12 protein-coding genes are annotated in these 17,848 nt (G+C 33.9%); all 12 read left to right on the plus strand.

Annotated features, from left to right (window positions below):
- Positions 1-13: 13 nt before the first annotated feature.
- Positions 14-1,582 (plus strand): phage tail sheath family protein, encoded by a 1,569-nt coding sequence (locus QWY92_RS00095; protein WP_290267592.1) that lies wholly within the window; start codon positions 14-16, stop codon positions 1,580-1,582.
- Positions 1,583-1,614: 32 nt separating this feature from the next.
- Positions 1,615-2,067, plus strand: coding sequence for a phage tail protein (locus QWY92_RS00100; protein WP_290267594.1), 453 nt, complete (start codon positions 1,615-1,617; stop codon positions 2,065-2,067).
- A 5-nt stretch (positions 2,068-2,072) separates the two neighbouring features.
- Positions 2,073-2,534, plus strand: a complete 462-nt coding sequence (locus tag QWY92_RS00105) for a phage tail protein (RefSeq protein ID WP_290267596.1) — start codon at positions 2,073-2,075, stop codon at positions 2,532-2,534.
- Entirely contained in the window at positions 2,534-2,716 is a 183-nt protein-coding gene (locus tag QWY92_RS00110) for a DUF5908 family protein (RefSeq protein WP_290267598.1), read from the plus strand. The genes QWY92_RS00105 and QWY92_RS00110 overlap by 1 nt, the downstream gene beginning before the upstream one ends.
- 33 nt (positions 2,717-2,749) lie before the next feature.
- Positions 2,750-3,388 carry a CIS tube protein gene (locus QWY92_RS00115; protein ID WP_290267600.1) on the plus strand — a complete coding sequence of 213 codons (639 nt, stop codon included), beginning with the start codon at positions 2,750-2,752 and terminating at the stop codon, positions 3,386-3,388.
- A 7-nt stretch (positions 3,389-3,395) separates the two neighbouring features.
- Entirely contained in the window at positions 3,396-5,189 is a 1,794-nt protein-coding gene (gene vgrG, locus QWY92_RS00120; RefSeq protein WP_290267602.1) for a type VI secretion system tip protein VgrG, read from the plus strand.
- Between the two features lie 20 nt (positions 5,190-5,209).
- Positions 5,210-5,509 carry a PAAR domain-containing protein gene (locus QWY92_RS00125; RefSeq protein WP_290267604.1) on the plus strand — a complete coding sequence of 100 codons (300 nt, stop codon included), beginning with the start codon at positions 5,210-5,212 and terminating at the stop codon, positions 5,507-5,509.
- A complete protein-coding gene (locus QWY92_RS00130) occupies positions 5,509-5,919 on the plus strand; it encodes a GPW/gp25 family protein (RefSeq protein ID WP_290267607.1) in 411 nt (136 codons plus the stop codon). The genes QWY92_RS00125 and QWY92_RS00130 overlap by 1 nt, the downstream gene beginning before the upstream one ends.
- 23 nt (positions 5,920-5,942) lie before the next feature.
- Positions 5,943-9,692 carry a baseplate J/gp47 family protein gene (locus QWY92_RS00135; protein WP_290267609.1) on the plus strand — a complete coding sequence of 1,250 codons (3,750 nt, stop codon included), beginning with the start codon at positions 5,943-5,945 and terminating at the stop codon, positions 9,690-9,692.
- A gap of 1 nt (position 9,693) precedes the next feature.
- Positions 9,694-10,584: a hypothetical protein gene (locus tag QWY92_RS00140; RefSeq protein ID WP_290267611.1), complete on the plus strand. Its 891-nt coding sequence runs from the start codon at positions 9,694-9,696 to the stop codon at positions 10,582-10,584.
- 93 nt (positions 10,585-10,677) lie between these two features.
- Entirely contained in the window at positions 10,678-13,692 is a 3,015-nt protein-coding gene (locus QWY92_RS00145; RefSeq protein WP_290267612.1) for a hypothetical protein, read from the plus strand.
- A complete protein-coding gene (locus tag QWY92_RS00150) occupies positions 13,682-17,839 on the plus strand; it encodes a contractile injection system tape measure protein (RefSeq protein WP_290267615.1) in 4,158 nt (1,385 codons plus the stop codon). Before QWY92_RS00145 ends, QWY92_RS00150 begins: the two co-directional genes overlap by 11 nt.
- The last annotated feature ends 9 nt before the right edge of the window (positions 17,840-17,848 follow it).

A 17,848-nucleotide genomic window follows, 5' to 3' on the forward strand; every position in this document is an offset into this window, starting at 1 on the left:
AAAACAGAAAATTATGGCAAAAACACTGATGACACCAGGTGTCTACATCGATGAAAAAAATGCTTTTCCTGGCTCCGTGGTGGAGGTGGCAACAGCGGTTCCCGCGTTTATTGGTTATACCGAAAAGGCAACGCGAAGCGGTAAATCACTACTTAAAAAGCCAACTAAAATAAAATCGTTTAAAGATTATATTGAATTGTTTGGAGGTGCTTTTAATCCGCAATTTTCACTTAATCCAAAATCGACTGATGCGGAGAAGCCCGATAAATATTTGTTTACATTAAATGGTACCGAAACGGCTATTGATTACTTAACCAATCATGAGGTTTATATGTTTAATAGTATTCGTTTGTTTTACAGTAATGGAGGTGGAGCGTGTTATATAGTATCGGTTGGTACTTATGCTGATGCACCTGTAGCTATAGATAAGCCGCAAATTTTAGAAGGTCTCGAAACTTTAAAGAAAGAACAGGAGCCAACCATGGTACTTGTTCCAGATGCAGTGAAGTTAGGCGATGGCTGTTATGATATTTATAAGCAAGTTTTGGCACATTGCAATCACATGCAAAGTAGAGTTGGAATTTTTGATATTTATGATGGTATTGAGGAGCGTATTGTGGGGAACTCAGATGTTGATGTGGTTACCAAATTTAGAGAAAAAATAGGTTCGGAATTTCTTAAATATGGCGCTACATACTATCCATGGCTTGAAACTAGCATCGTAAGCAAGCAAGATCTTACTTTCGAAAATTTAGATCCTTCAATAGATTTAAAAACCATATTACTTGAAACGGATGCTCAGGAGATTATTAAAAATTATAATAATCCGGCAGCACAAGGAGCATCAGAAGATGCGACTGCCGATGATGCCGATGTACCTGCTACAGAAGCTGCTGCAACAGGAGAGAAAACCGATACCGAGAAAACAAATTTCCATTTAGGTTTATTAGCTACTAGTCCAACCTATGTTAATCTATTAGAGGAACTACGTCGCATAATCAACCTTATGCCACCATCAGCTGCTATGGCGGGTGTATATACTATGGTTGATAATAATAGAGGTGTTTGGAAATCTCCAGCTAATGTTAGTGTTAACGATGTTATAAAACCTTCGGCAAATATTACACACGATGAGCAAGAAAACTTAAATGTAGACGCCATTTCTGGGAAATCAATAAATGCAATTCGAACGTTTCCAGGAGTTGGAACTTTAGTTTGGGGTGGTAGAACTTTAGATGGTAACAGTTTAGATTGGCGCTATATTAACGTGCGTAGAACCATGATTATGCTAGAGCAATCTATAAAACTGGCCTTACGTTCTTATGTTTTTGAGCCTAATGATGCCAATACTTGGGTTACCGTAAAAAGTATGATTGATAATTATCTAACAGAAAAATGGAAGCAAGGTGCTTTAGCGGGATCCACACCTGAAGATGCTTTTAGTGTTAATATCGGTTTAGGAAACACCATGACGAGTTTGGATATTTTGGAAGGTAAAATGTTAATTTCAGTGAAATTAGCTATCGTTAGACCAGCCGAATTCATTGTAGTATCCTTCGAACAACAAATGCAGAAATCATAAATTAATATAAAATTTTTAAAAAAACACATATTATGGCAGGAGAAGCACAAGACAAGAATTGGCCCTTACCAAAGTTTTACTTTATGGTAGATTGGGGGGCAACCACAAATATTCCTTTTCAAGAAGTTAGTGGTTTAGATATTGAATCGGAACCTATTGAATACCGACACGGTAATAGTCCCGTGTTTTCAAAGATAAGCATGCCTGGCATGATTAAAAACAGCAAAGTCACCATGAAAAAAGGGGTGTTTGCAAAAGATAATGCTTTTTGGGATTGGTTTGTAAAATTAAAAATGAACACCATTGAACGTCAGAATGTAGTGATAAAACTTTTAGATGAAGGTGGAAATCCAACCATGACTTGGACCTTATTAAATGCTTGGCCATCCAAAATAAGTTCAACCGATTTAAAATCGGATGGTAGTGAAGTAGCCGTTGAAAGTATAGAGATTGCACATGAAGGATTAACTATAGCTAACGCATAATTTTTATGAGTGTCACAGGTTTTTTCGATCTTGATTCAGGGCCACCAACTGCTTTTTATTTTTCGGTAACCTTGACCGGTATGGATACAATAGATAGCAGTTTTCAGGAAGTTTCAGGCTTAAAAGCAACATTTGGTATAGAAGAGCGAAAAGAAGGCGGTGAAAATCATTTTGTACATCGCTTTCCAACGCCTCCCAAATTTGATAATTTGGTTTTAAAGCGGTGTTTAACACCTAATTCTAAATTGGATGATTGGTGTAAAGAAGCTATCAATAATTTTAAATTTAGCCCTAGAGATATTTCCATAAAATTGTTAGGTGCTGGCGATACCAAAATATTGGCGGCATGGAGTGTGGTGCATGCGTTTCCTGTAAGTTGGGAACTAACTGCGCTTAATAGCACCAGTAATAATTTGGCTATAGAGACACTCACCCTAAATTATCGTTATTTTAAAAGAGAAGTATAATGGCTTTAATTGTAAAAGAAATAATAATACGAGGTATTGTAACTAAAAATCCGTCGCTTAATTCCGAAGCATCATTTAATAAAGACGATTTGGAAAGCTATTTAGAAGATTTTCAGAAATCAATAAAAAAGGATTGTGTAGATACCGTATTTTCAAAACTGGAATCTCGAAAAATACGTTAGAATTTTATGAAGGCTCAAGGGAACTTAACAAAGATGAAAATTGTAGCATATTCCGATCCTGAATATGCACATACTGTGGGTAATTACGATGTGTTATTTAATCCAGAAAATATAAAGGACAATAAGGAACAACAGTTTTCTACAAGTAATTCCACAAACGGATCCAGTGCTCAAACTGTAGCTTATAAAGGTGTTGGCTCCAGTAATTTTGAAGTTAAGTTGTTTTTTGATGGTACAGGTATTATTAGTGCCGAGCCTGTTGAAGATCAGATAAATAAATTAAAAAAATTAGCATACGATTTTAATGGAGATATCCATGAGCCTAATTATTTACGCATTTATTGGGGCTCACAATCATTGTTTGAAGGTCGATTAAAGTCTTGGAATGTTAACCACACCTTGTTAGATTTAGACGGATCGCCAATGCGATCAGAGCTGTCTTTAAGGCTAGTAGCTTCCGTTAGTGCAAAGAAAAAAGGGCTAGTAGAAAAGAAAAACTCATCCGATCTTACACATTTAAGAACCGTGAAAGATGGAGATACGCTGCCTTTAATGTGTTATCGAATTTATGGCGATAGCAAGTATTATATTAGAGTTGCTCAAGAAAATAACTTAGTCAATTTTAGAGATTTAAAACCGGGAGATCAAATTGCATTTCCGCCTGTAAACTAATAGAATTATGACTGAAAAACTAAAACCAACTGAAGGTATTATTGATTTCGACATTTTCGTTGAAGGTAAAAAAATTAAAGATACTGTTGAGGTTCAGGAAATAACAATAGATATGGAGGTTAACCGAATTACTTCCGCAGAAATTGTTATGCAAGATGGTGGAGCTATAGGTGCTGTAAACGAACCTTTTGTGCATAGTGAGGGTGCCGATTTTGTGCCAGGTATAGCAATCGAAATTTCGCTTGGTTATATCGATAAAACAGAAAAAGTTTTTAAAGGTATCATTGTATCTCAGCAACTAAAAGTAAAAGACGGACATTCTAAACTTATTATTGTTTGTGAAGATAAAGCCATTAGCATGACCAAGGGAAGACACAATGCTATATTTCAAGATAAGTTAGATTCCGACGCCATAAAAAGTATTGTAGGTAATTATGCTTTAGATCTAGAAATGGAGGGCACCACAGTAGATCACCCCATATTGATGCAGTATAATTGCTCCGATTGGGATTATGTTGTTATTAGAGCCGAGGCCAATAATATGATGGTTACCACGTATCAAAATAAATTAAGCGTTAAAAAAATAAATTTTTCCGAAACACCAAAAATAGAATTAGAAGCCTCACAAATTGTAATAGACATTGATTTACGTTTAGAGAGCGAAAACATGTTTGATTCCTATAATATGTCGTCTTGGAATCCGAGTATGCAAGAAATAGAAACGAGCGAAGTAAAAATCAACGATGCTTTAAATCAGGGGAATTTATCTGCAAAAAAATTATCAGAAGTATTGTCGAATGGGTTCGATGCTTATTCTTCAGCCACGTTAAGTAAAGAGGAAATGAAAGCTCAGCTAGAAGGGCAAGCTTTCAAAGCTATATTAGAAAAAATAAAAGGTAAAATTACCGTTCCCGGAACAACCAAAATAGTAGCTGGCAATTTAATTTTACTCTCTGGTTTTAATAGTCGATTTAATGGAAATGCTTTTATATCTAGAGTAGTACATAGTTTGCAGGATGGCGATTGGATAACGGAACTTTACGTTGGTAAATCGGGCAAACCACATGCTGCTTTACCACATGTTGAAGATTTAGGTGCCTCCGGATTATTGCCACCAATAAACGGAATGCAAATAGCAACAGTTGAAAAAATAATAGAAGATCCTGATAATAATTTTAGGGTACTAATTACCTTACCGGCCTTTGTTGGAACAGGGCAAAATGATGGTGTTTGGGCCAGAATGTCATTGCCATATGCTTCGGCCGACGCAGGTTTTTTCTTCTTTCCTGAAGTAGGAGATGAGGTGCTCGTTACTTTCATGAATAACGACCCGAGATATCCTGTGATTACGGGATCGCTTTACAGCTCTATACATAAGCCTAAAGAAATAACAGATAAAAAAAATCAATTCAAATCCATTTATTCTAAATCAGGAATATTTATAAAATTTGATGACGAAGATAAAATTTTAACCATTGAAACACCTTCTAAAAACACCATGGTTTTAGATGATAAAGCAAAAAGTGTTAGTATAAAAGATATGAATGATAATAGTATCATAATGGACGAATCTGGTATAACAATGAAATCGCCTAAAGATATCAATATAAAAGCCGAAGGTGCTATAAACCTAACAGCAGGTTCGAATCTCGTTATGAAAGCTACGGGAGATGCTACATTGGAAGGTATGAGTGTTACGCACAAAGCCCAAACATCCTTTACAGCAAAAGGGAATGCCTCGGCCGAATTGTCTGCCTCAGGGCAAACTACGGTGAAAGGCGCCATGGTGATGATAAATTAATAATTAAAAACAAAGCAATTATGCCTCTAGCAGCACGACTCACAGATATGCACGTATGTCCCATGGTAACCCCCGGATTACCGCCAATACCGCATGTAGGAGGCCCTATTGTTGGGCCTGGCTCACCAACGGTATTAATTGGCAAAATGCCGGCCGCCGTTATGGGCGATAGTTTGGTTTGTGTAGGGCCGCCAGATAGTATTGTGAAAGGTTCTGCTACGGTTATGATTGGTGGAAAACCAGCAGCCCGAATGGGCGATACCACGGCCCATGGTGGAAGTATTGTTTTAGGATGTCCAACAGTAATGATTGGCGGATAATGGAAGATATAAATAAATCGTTTTTAGGTCGAGGTTGGGCGTTTCCACCAGCATTCATCAAGGAAAATAACAGTCTTGAAATGACTGAAAATGAAAAGGATATCACGCAGGCCATTAGAATAATAATAGGCACCATTCCTGGAGAAAGGCTTATGGTTCCCGAATTTGGGTGTAGTATTCATAAATATCTTTTTGAAACTAGAGATCCTACACACATGACGATGTTGCGAGATGCTGTTTACGACGCTTTGTTATACCACGAACCAAGAATAAAAAATATAGAAATAAACATAAAAGAAGGCGATGCAGATGGGGTAATAAACCTCCATATCGATTATACCATTATTATCACCAATTCTAGAAGTAACATGGTATTGCCGTATTATTTGAATGAAGGAACCAATATTTAGAATTTCACTTTTTAGCTATTGAAATGAATACAGGATCAAGTAGAAAATCAAGGAAAAGTAAAGCGCTCTCGCCAGATTATATTCAGCTGGACGAACGCGCTATGCAGGACATGATTATTTCAACTTTAGCTTATGCCAAAAATGTAAATTATTATAACGAAAACGATAGACCAGATGGCGATTGGGAGTCGTTTTTTCTCAATGATCCAATTTTTATTATTGCCTTAATTTCAGAAACCGATATTATTTCTTTTAAAGAAAATAACGATGCTGTAAATTATAAACCACTTCAAAATAATTCAGATCCAGACACTACAATACAGGTAAAGGCTTCTATTAAAATGAAGAATGTGTATCAATTAGTTAATACCGTTCGCCATTGGAATCAATTATTAAAAAAATCAAATTATAAAGGCACTGTAGTCCACGAAATTGACGATTTGGTAAAAGCCATTGGAACGTATATTACCACTATTAACCCGCTTTTTAGTAGGCTTGAAAAAGAGGACAGGTACGTAGATCTACCAAAAGAAATTCGGGATAAAATATTTTTTGATTTCAATTTAGAATTTAACGATACTAAAATATCAGCACTGCCCAATATTGATATGGAAGGTGTTTTTAATATCTTAAATCAAGAGTTTAATAACATTTACACCGATATTATTTACTTTAAGGAATCCGTTTCTAAGAAATTTCAGGAAAACTTAAATTTAGTACATAATCATTTACCACATATTGGTTTGTTATTAGGCTTTTTTAAAGTGTTTAAATACGCGCAAATTGAGCTTAATAATATCACTAAAAAACATCTAGATTACTACTATCGCGATTTACTTCAGCAGAAACAAATTCAAGATTCACAATGGCATAAAACTATGGTGTCTTGCATTTTAAGTAAAGGTGTCGAGAATTTAATTCTCCCTAAAAACACAGCTTTTAATTTTGATATTGGTTTTGAGAACGATGTCTTGTTTACCACAAAAACAGTGACACAACTTAATCGCGCAACCATAAGCGATATAAAAACAATTTATAAAAGTACGCACGAGCCTTTTGTAACAAAACATCAAACAGATGCTTTTCAATATAACATGTTATTTAAAGACGATATTTTAAAGCGTATTCAGGCTAGGAATGCATTTCAAACTAACACGTTTGACGATTATCCTTTAATTTTTGGTGAAGAAAATGATAGTTTGGCAGAGGTTGGATTCCTCATTAGTTCGCCTGCATTAATTTTAGAAAAAGGCAACCAGGTAGTTACTTTAGAGTTAAAATTTATAGACGATTTATTTAATGAGCATACGTCATCCTGTTTTGCTAAATTATTTAATGAAGAATTAGATATATTTTTAAAAAAGAACCCCAAGATAACAGCTTCCGAAAAGGAAATTAAGAAAACGAATTTAAAGGAAAATATTAAAATTAGATTTTTCAATCAGGCATTTAATATTTATATCACGGATGATGAAGGTTGGAAAAAAATTGAATATTCAAAAACCACGGCTAAGGGTAAATTAGTGTCCATCCGGATTCCTTTAAAATCATTAAGCGATCAATTAATTTCTTATAATCCAGACCTTCACGAAGGTGGTTTTGATGCAGTTTGGCCATGTATTAAAATTTTATTAAATAATGACGCCACTTATCATCCGTATGCTTTTTTAAAACCGGGAACCTTAGAGTATATACGCATTATTGCTGATGTTACCGATGTTAGTCGGCTTAATTTATCCAATTCCAATGGGGAAATAGACCATACCATTCCGTTTGCACCTTTTGGTGCTATACCCGAAATCGGGAGCTTTTTACGTATTCAGAACCCTATTATTCTTCAGAAAAATTTATCAGCATTATCGTTTTCTATAAACTGGAACGGGTTACCGCAATTAAAGGACGGATTTAAAACCTATTATGCCGAGTATAATCAAGAGATTACCAACGATTCTTTTAAAGCTTTTATAGCTCAAACCCGAAATTTAGACCGTACGGCTAGTGTTTTTAAGCATATAGAATTTAATTTATTTGAAAGCGATGCCTATCGATATTTAAAAAACTCGAGAGTTATAGATGTTAATTTAGACGATTTTCAATTAAATAATAAAATGGTTCAGGTTACGGCTAAAAGTGGGGAGGATAAAACCTCTATCTACGTTATTTTAAAACGACCAAATATTGGTTTTGGTCATCAGGTGTTTCCTCAAATTTATGCGAAGGCAGCTATGGAAAGTAGCCGTTTGTTTAAACGTAATGTTCCTTTGCCAAACCAACCGTATACCCCAATAATCGACCAATTGAGAGTGGCTTATCGAAACACGGCAAAAGAAAGTGTATTACGGAAACAAGACGCCGAATCTGCCGATGTTACACTAGTTCACATACATCCATTTGGGCATTCTGTGGTGTTTCCAGGATCAATTAAATCGGAATGCTTTCTGCTTCCACAAATTAATAAGAAAGGGAACCTTTATATCGCTTTACAAAATATTATGCCGGGCGATGTAGTAAGTATTGGTTTCGATTTAATACCCGCCGTTTACATTCATTCTGTAATAAAAGTACCCAGAATTTCTTGGAAATATTTATGTAATAATGACTGGGTAGATTATACCGAAATGGTACTCGAAGAAGAAACTAAAGGCTTAATAAAATCGGGTATTATAAAAGTGCAAATACCGTATGCTGTTGAATTTGAAAACACAAGAATGGAATCTGGGAAATTTTGGATTAAAGTTGAGTTTGATGGTGCTGAAGATATTAATTCTAGAGTAAAAAATATTTTTACACAAGCCGTAGATTTAACTTCAAAAGCAAAAATATCTCGTCCAGATTTTGACGAAAAACTTAGAAATAATAAGCTAAAAATATCAGCCATTGGCCATAAGGATATAGATGTTATTACAGGACCGATCCATTTTGAGAGTCATGATAATAAGGAAGATGAAACCATGTATTACACTCGAGTGAGCGAGCAATTACGCCATAAAAAAAGAGGCGTAACTCATTGGGATATTGAGCGTATGGTTTTAGATGAGTTTCAACAAATTGAAAAAGTAAGAGTGTACGGTAGAAACAATTATCCCAATGAATTAGTGCAGGGTAGTAATACGCAAATTGTGTTAATTCCTAAGCACAACACATCTGGGAATACCTTTTATCAAGGGAATAAATTAGATGTTGATACTTTAAATGAAATTAAAAATTACATTAAAAGTTATGTGTCGCCTTACATGAAGATTGAAGTTTGTAATCCTGTTTTTGAAAGTTTAAAAGTACGGTGTAGAGTACAGTTTTTTGAAGTGCAAAAAAGCAGGGATTTAAGAGATAAGTTGAATGAAGAATTAGTGATGTTTTTATCTCCAGATGTTATGGATTTCAACAATGATATTTTATTCGATAGGTCGTTTACAACAACCGAAATTTTGAATTTTATTAATGGCAGACCATATGTTGAAAAAGTAACTCATTTTTCGGTAATTCAATTAGTTGATGTTATTGATAAACACCGGGTTATTGATACAGAAAAAGATAATGGTCGGTTTTCAAGTACAACTTCCGAAGTAAATGATGATTCAAAAAAAATATGGGAGCTAAAAACCATATCGGCTTATGCTATTTTAACATCGGCTAAAAAGCATCATATAGAAGTATTGCTGCCAGAAACAGATATTGAGACCGATTTAGAAAATAAAATTCAAGGTATTGGAGACCTCAGTATTGGCTCTGATTTTGTTGTTATTAATGAAAAAGGAGTTTATATCGACGATTAATATGAACGAAGCAAAAAAAATAATACGAAAAATAGCCAGTAGGAAGGATCTTATCAAATATTTTGAGAAAGGTAACTTGCCTACGGCCGAGCATTTCGAGAAGTTAATAAACTCAAATTTCAATAAAGCAGATGATCGTCTTGATATTGATGACGATAGTGGTTTAATGATTTATCCAACAGTCGATGGTGAATTGGTTAGCTTTTTTGAAAACAGCGACGATGAAAATGCTAAATACCATATTTCAATTTCTTCCCATGGTATTTTTATTAGTGAGTTAAAAGACAGAAATCAAAAAGATAACGGGCAGGAAATACCGCCTGAGTTTTTTATAGAAGCTAGCTCTGGACGTATGGGGGTTGGTACAAATACACCACAACAAAAATTAGATGTTAACGGGCTTATTGCTTCAAAAGGGCACGTAGGCACCTTTAAATCTGGCAATTTTCCAGCCGATGGTCAATGGTACAATGTTTTCGATGAAAATTTAAAAGAGGTCCATGCTTTTCAAATTATGGCTTATGCAAAAGGCAAACGTAATCACGGAAAATACTCTCTGCTACACGCCATAGCGTCGTCGGTTTATGGTCGTTCTAAAATATCAAAAACGGTTTCGCATTATGGGCCTTCTAGTAATCGAATAAATATCCGTTGGGTTTGTAAAGCTTCAAAAATAGAAGCAGGGCAGATGGAAAAAGAAGAAAAAAAATGGCATGAAAAAATATACGATTGGTTTTGTGCTTTGTTTGAGTCCAAAACCTTAGAGTATAATTTACAAATGCGAACCATGAGGCATTACGGCGCTGATGCAAAAGCTAATCCTGAAGACAAAAATATAAAGGTGTATTATAAAATAACGCAGTTATGGAGTCCCAATTTTGTTCCTGATTAACAGTAAAAGTATCAAATGGTAATATTAATAAAGGACATTGCTAATTTCAGAATAAAAAACGAAATAATAAACAGAATTTACACATACCAATAAATGAAAGAACCTGCTAGCTTTTCTTCGGAAGATAAAGAAAAAACAAGTCTGAATTTTTCAGAACTTCGTGAGAAGGGGCTAGCGTATGTGCAAGAACGAAGTGGCAACCTCTGGACAGATTATAATACCCACGACCCTGGAGTTACTATTCTAGAGCAATTATGCTACGCTGTTACCGATGTTTCTTTACGTTCTACTTACCCCATAAAAGATCTTTTAACCGAAATTAATGCCGATAGAGAAGCGCAAATAAATGCCGCAAAAAACAGTTTCCATGCGCCATCTCATATTTATAGAACACACCCAATTACCGTAATCGATGCAAAAAAAGCTATAATCGATGCTTTTGATGTTATCGAAAATGTTTGGATTACACCTATGGATAATAGCGATTATGCCGAAAAAATTGTTATTACTAAAAATATTGAAATTCAACCAAAGTCGATTTTTAATAATAAGCTCATAGGTAAAACGCCAGAAAAAGAGCAATTTTTAAAAGATCTACAGGTTTTTATTAATGCTAATAGGAGCCTGGGCGAAGATATTTTAAACATTTCTTTGCTAGAACCTAAGCCAACAACTATCGATTTTAAAGTGCATATTATGCCTCATAAATCTGTTGAAAAAGCATTGGCAAAAGTACTTATGCAACTTTTTGAGTATGTTTATAATCCGGTTAGTAAACTGGCTTTAGATGATATGCTTACCGATAATACAACGGTGTCTGATGTGTTTTCTGGACCTCGATTAACCAAAGGTTTTATAAAAGATAAAAGCCTAAAGTCGCGGCGTACTTCTTTAACTAAATTAGAACTTCAGCAAGAACTATCAAAAGTAGAAGCTGTGCTTAAAGTTGAGGTGTTAAATATACAGGTTGAATATTTAAAAAGTGGGGCTTCTCATTTTTTTCATCTACTAGACGAAACTGAAGGAAACATTATGAGCCCTTCTAGATTTTCTCGAGTTTTTGAAAATATGGGTGTTGTTATTAACGAAAAAGCCGTAGAACTTTCGGAATGGAGTAAAACTAAAATCCATGAAACCTTTCATGAATTATGGGCAAAAAAATATAGACAATATGCCATTAATTTTAATCAAAATTTTGAATACACCAAAAGCTTAAAAGGTACAAAACGCGACGTAGAAACATATTATTCACTTCAAAATCAATTCCCACTTATTTATGGTATTGGAAACGCTGGTTTGTCCCATTCCAATCAACCTTCACGCCATGCCAAGGCGAAGCAGTTAAAAGGGTATCTGCTGTTTTTTGAGCAATATTTAGCGAACCACTTATCTCAAATTAATAGAATAGCCGATTTTTTTAATAAAGATTTGGTGTTTAATAATAAGGAAAAAACAACATACTACAGTCAGTCTTTATCAAATGTACCAGCTATAGAAGCGCTAAGTCCAAATCCTGTTTTTAAGGTAGATGCGTGTGTGTATTATTCAGAAAAGAATGAGCAGCGTTTATATGTTGAAGCCACCATAGATAGTGAGAATTTATGCGATTTAAGTGAAGTAAAACAGCAAATTCTTTTAGAGCGTATCATAGTTGAACGCCCGTTATTTAAAAAATATTTAGCAAAAGCGAGAGGTGTTAATATGCCTTCCGAATTGGGTTTTGGCAGTACCGAGGTACGCGCTTTTTTAAGTATGCTTTACGGATTAAAGTTTAAGTGGTTTGAAGAAGAGGTCGATACCTTTTTTGGAAAGTCGGTAGTGCTAAGCTTTGCTATGTTAATGAAATACGAACGTAAGCATTTTACACCTATGGTATTTGTAGAAGCGTTTCAAAACCATTTAAAACGTATGCTAGCTGCTATCGAGAGGCAAAGTTTGTTTCCTTTGGTTTTTGAAAAATTGAATGAAATTGACCTGGATAAAGTAGAGAATAAAGTTGTTTTTCAGGGGTTTCTTAAGTTGTATCAGGACGTTATAAATGTGAAACAAGATGCCACTTATTTTGATAGAAAATCTAGGGTTTTTAATCATTTATTAGCTCGGTTTGGCGAAGATTTAAATGCTATTCCATGGAACGTTTCTCGCCGATTAGATATTATTAAAAGTGAAGCAGAACTACAAACCATATTGTTAGAAAAAAAATCGGCTTACCTCAATAATATTGAATCTCTAACGGCAGATACCGCCAAAGGAGAAACCTTTATTAGCGGCCAACCCGAAAGGAATCCATCGGGTTTAGAAAACACCATTATTGCAAAAACAGGCATTTTGCCACGTCTTACTCGAACTATAAAGTCCCAAGGAACTCTAAGTGAAAATGATGAAACTTTTTATGTTGTTGACCATATTTTACTAAGAACTTTTGTTACGCATAGCGAATCGAAATACGGCTTTAAGTTTGTCGATCCTAGTAAAAAGTATATTGGTGGTACTATTTTAAAAGCATCTTGGAGTGATACCGAAACAGACCGAGAGGCTTCTATAGAAAAATTCTTTGAAAATGATAAAAAGGATCCTGAGGAAACGGGGTTAACCTTTCCCGGATTACATAATATTGGAGAGGTAACAGATTTAGTTAAATTATTTCAGAAATCATCCGAAGAAAATAATCGGGTACGGTTACGCGAAGTTGAAAAAATTAGAGCGAAGGGTTTAGCTAAAGTAAAACGGGGTGAATACGGACAACGCAGACTGGTATACCAAAGAAAATTAACCAACCTTTTGCCATCAAATCAAGAGTTGATTGTAGATGAAGATTTTTTCAATCTATCTATATCTGTTGTGTTGCCAAAAACGTCTGAACGATTTAAAGATAATCAGTTTAAATCTTACATCAATGGGTTAATAGTAGAAAGAACGCCATCTCATATTAAAGTAAATGTTTTGTATGTAAATGCGGCAGATATGCATGCTTTTCAAACAGTTTATCATGAGTGGGAAAACCTGAAAACAGAAGAAACGAAATCTGGTGATACATTAAAAATGGCATCGTATAAAGTGTATAAAAAAATAATAGAATTTACTAATAAGCAAAATTGTGAAAAATAGAGATAGTAGAGTAGATCAGTGCATTGTTGCTTTTGAATATAACGAAAAAGCTGTGGCTTTGCGTTGCAATAATGTTATTGAATCACTTTTTGAATCTGCTATATTTTCCGCTATGGAAAGCGCTATTTCTAGTGAAATTCCAAACGAAATGGATATTCATTTAGATTCTTTAGATATCGATATTGGTGCTATTAATGAAAAAGACTTGCCATTTGAATTGGCAGACAGAATTAAAAATGCATTGGAAAAAGCATTGCGTAATACCTTAAATACACAATCAACTGGTATATTTAGTACGCAAGCCAATTCCAATAAAAGGTTTGATAATTATTTAATTTCAGCCTTAGAGTTTTATCTCATTAAAGGTTATTTCCCGAAATGGATGAGCCGCGAAGTTACTTTCGATCAAATAATTATAAATTTAATGCAAAGTTCGCCACAACATATTATTACTGTACTAAAAAAACACAGTAATAATCAATCGGTGATGTTTCGTATGTCGGCAGGTTTAAAACCCAAACTATTTCAAGATTTAGTTTATAAAATTAACCCTGTAAATTACGATTGGATTCTTAGTTTTCGAAATAAACTGAGTGCTATTGAAGATAAGTTGGTACTATCTAAATATGGTAGAAATGGCTTTTTACAATTAATAAATGCTTTTATTCTCGGTGCTTTATTGGAGCGTTCGGCAAATGCGTTAAATAAAATTAATTTTATCGAAAGTGTATTGTCTGCTTATATTTCCAAATTTTCTATTGAAAGTAAAACGTTGCTGTTAAAACTTAAAAATACTGATGATACTCCAGAGATTACCCGATTAATAGAAACTGTACTCCAAGAAAATCACAATATACATATTCGTGAATTTAATGGCACATCTGGTATAGAAATTAATCAATTTATTGCTGAGATTAATGCCGAAAACAAACCCTTCAAAATTGAAAATAGGCTTAGTGATAAAGCTGAAATTTTGGCGCTAATTAGTAATGAAAACCATAGAACAACTTTTCTAAATACGTTAAATGAGAAAGGTGTTTTTAAAATATTAGAATTGTTTTTTAAGCAGGAAGCAGCACGTGTGCTTCAGTTTATTAAGTCGTATAAAGCCGTATTCGATAAGATAGAAGGAAAAACCACGCACAAACTTTTAAAATCGATTGAAGGTTTGGCCTTATTTTCGGTGTTGTATCGAGAAAATATTTCGTTAGAAGCGCTAAATTATAACCATTTTTTTCTGGCACTTATTGCTATGGCCAATTATTCTGAACATTCAGAAAAGGTTGATAACCTAAAGCGTGAGTTTGCCAAAGGGCAAAGTGTTTTAAATCAAAATCGATTAAAAGTTCTAGCGGATGATAATCATGAAAATACCTTGAGAGATAGCGTTAATAAGGCCATTAAAAAACAACTAACAAGGCAAGAAGAGACACGTGAGATTTTATCTTCGGAAATTAAAAAACTCCTGAATTCGGTTATCATTAATAAGCGAAAAATAATAGATTACTATTTAATTTTTGGCTACTTACCTCAGGGAAACAAGGGGTTGAAGCTTGTGGATGTGAGGCAATTGTTTCATGAATTAATTAAATCGAAAGATCCGTTTTTTGCAAATAAATTACGCGATCATTTTAGTTCAAATTTGCTTTTCGGAAGTTTCGAACGTTTAATTACGAGTAATATTCAGATGGATTTTCAGACTTATTTGGAATATCATTTTCAAGATTCTATTCAGTTTTTAAAAAAAATAATTTCAGAATTAAAAGAGAAATACCTAGATGAAATTGTTGAAAACACACTATGGCAGCCTCAAGAAAATGAAATGATCCTCGAGGTTTTAATGGAAAGTCGAGGCCAGTATAAACCGGCATTATATGTGTTTTTGGTTAACCGAAGTTTTACTAGAATTTTTAGTAATGAAGTCGTACGTTCTAAATATTTAAGTGAAGTTTTACATTTGAAACTTCAAAATAAGCAACATAAAGCTGGTACTATTTCTGAGGTTGATATAGAGCAGATTATTGCACACGATTTGCATAACATTCTTAAAAAACATGCCGCGTTTGAAGGTGAAGCAAAAGTTAGGTTTTCCGAAGGAATTAATCAATTAACATATTATTTATCAGTTTACCCAGAAGTATTATTAAAGGTTGTTAGCCGTGAGGCCGCTGTAGATAAAACATTTATTTTCTGTCGCGCATACATGCCAAATAACGTGTGGGAACAGTTTGTTAGTTTGGTATCTTCCGATGTAAAATTAAAAGAAAAACTTAGTGCGTTTTATAAAATGACTACGCCTGTTTTCTCTATATTTAATAGCCAAACATTCAATATTGTTGATGCATATATTTCATTGAATAATAAGAATAATTTTCAAACTAAAACATTTTTTACTCTTATTTTAAATAATGATACTTATTTTGAAAGTTTGTTTCTGGCTGTTAAAAACAGAAAAATAGAGCTAAAATTAAATGATAAGCATCACATTTTTCAGCAACATTTTACAGCTTTAAAAAGTAGTGTTCCAAAATCTATAATTCAAGATGTTTCAGCAAATTTTTGGGGCAAATTAGTGTTACGGTTTTTCGTTCAACTTAAAATAGAAAATAAGGAAATGCAACTTCCTGAGTTTGCAAAATCATTTTTAAATCATACTAGAAAATCGTTTCATGTTATAAATAAAATGACTCTATATTATAAGATGTTGTTCGAGTTTCAAGCTTCTGATTCAAAAATTTTAACGTCATTATTAGGCATAGATTCAGTAAAATTAGCAAATGGTGCCTATCAAGAACAGGGCGTTAATTTAAGTTTTGAGCCTATTCAAAAGCAAAAAGAAGCTTTTGATATTCTTAAAAATAAGACTTCTAAAAATATTAGTGCTTTGGCATTTTATACGCATCATGATTATTTGCCTTGGTGGAGCGAGGTATCTTCACTTAAAAAATTGCTTGATAATATTTTTAACGAAAGTGAAATGTTAGGAAAAGCGTTCGAAACTATTTTTATAGAAGAGGAAGAAAATGAAGGTTTTGTCGCAGTTTTAGCAAAAAAACTTCCTGTGAATTTAATTGTGGTTTTTAGTTTGATATGCTCAAAGCATCAAAAAATAAATACACTTTGGAATGCTAGTTTAGTTTCAGAAAAACCAAAGTTAAAACGAGCAGCGAAGGACGAGGACGTTATTACTGAAAGAGCTATTTTGAATATTGAAATTGAAGGTAAAGTCCAAACTATAACGCTTAAAGAGGCACTTTATATTATGTCGGACAAGGCTATTTTAGATGTTTGGTTTAAAAACAATACCGCCGTTAAAAAGCAAATATTGTCATATTTAAAATTAGCTCCTTACCTGTATTTCGATCCTATTAACCCGCAGAAATGGCGGGCTTGGGTTTATGAATTTTCATTAACGTTTTATACGTCGGTTACTGAAAAACCGCGAGAAGCATTCCATCAATCTCTTTTTAATTTTCTTGTGAAACAAAATAAGAATATACCATGGGAAGTCGTTTTTAAAAGTATTGAAAGTCAATCGAAACAGGCGGGAAAACAGGAAATAATAACGATTCCGAAAGGTTTAAAACAAATTATAAAAGCAAGTAATAAAGAACTTATGAATACAACAAATACCGATTTAACTGGAGAATTTGTGAAAGTGGAAAATGCGGGCCTCATTTTGTTATGGCCTTTCTTAACGCAATATTTTCAATCATTAAATTTACTTAAAAGCGGTGTATTTTTTAATGAAGAAAGTAAGCATCGTGCATGCTATTTGCTACAATATTTAAGTTATGATAGCATAGATTTTCACGAAAACGAGTTCCTACTCAATAAATTATTGGTTGGGCTCCCTGTAAGCGATTTTTTATGGCCTGCAACTCCCTTAACAGAAACCGAAGTGGAGTGGTCGGAAAGCCTGTTAAATGGCTTTATTCAAAATTGGGAAAAGGTTAATAATTCGTCGGTTGAAGGTGTTCAGGTGAGCTTTATAAGGCGCGTGGGTTTAATTGAATTTCAAACTGAACAAAACATACTTAGAGTTGAAAAAAGAGGGATGGATGTTTTAATGCAGTTTATACCTTGGAATATATCCTTAATTAAGTTGCCTTGGATGGCCAAACCACTGCATGTAAACTGGATTTAAATCAACCGC

Source organism: Algibacter miyuki, assembly GCF_030409805.1.
Classification (GTDB): domain Bacteria; phylum Bacteroidota; class Bacteroidia; order Flavobacteriales; family Flavobacteriaceae; genus Algibacter; species Algibacter miyuki.

What these genes read in the sequence shown, in the direction of transcription:
- QWY92_RS00095 (WP_290267592.1), top strand. Translation starts at nt 14, where the DNA reads ATGGCAAAAACACTGATGACACCAGGTGTCTACATCGATGAAAAAAAT.
- QWY92_RS00100 (WP_290267594.1), top strand. Translation starts at nt 1,615, where the DNA reads ATGGCAGGAGAAGCACAAGACAAGAATTGGCCCTTACCAAAGTTTTAC.
- QWY92_RS00105 (WP_290267596.1), top strand. Translation starts at nt 2,073, where the DNA reads ATGAGTGTCACAGGTTTTTTCGATCTTGATTCAGGGCCACCAACTGCT.
- QWY92_RS00110 (WP_290267598.1), top strand. Translation starts at nt 2,534, where the DNA reads ATGGCTTTAATTGTAAAAGAAATAATAATACGAGGTATTGTAACTAAA.
- QWY92_RS00115 (WP_290267600.1), top strand. Translation starts at nt 2,750, where the DNA reads ATGAAAATTGTAGCATATTCCGATCCTGAATATGCACATACTGTGGGT.
- vgrG (WP_290267602.1), top strand. Translation starts at nt 3,396, where the DNA reads ATGACTGAAAAACTAAAACCAACTGAAGGTATTATTGATTTCGACATT.
- QWY92_RS00125 (WP_290267604.1), top strand. Translation starts at nt 5,210, where the DNA reads ATGCCTCTAGCAGCACGACTCACAGATATGCACGTATGTCCCATGGTA.
- QWY92_RS00130 (WP_290267607.1), top strand. Translation starts at nt 5,509, where the DNA reads ATGGAAGATATAAATAAATCGTTTTTAGGTCGAGGTTGGGCGTTTCCA.
- QWY92_RS00135 (WP_290267609.1), top strand. Translation starts at nt 5,943, where the DNA reads ATGAATACAGGATCAAGTAGAAAATCAAGGAAAAGTAAAGCGCTCTCG.
- QWY92_RS00140 (WP_290267611.1), top strand. Translation starts at nt 9,694, where the DNA reads ATGAACGAAGCAAAAAAAATAATACGAAAAATAGCCAGTAGGAAGGAT.
- QWY92_RS00145 (WP_290267612.1), top strand. Translation starts at nt 10,678, where the DNA reads ATGAAAGAACCTGCTAGCTTTTCTTCGGAAGATAAAGAAAAAACAAGT.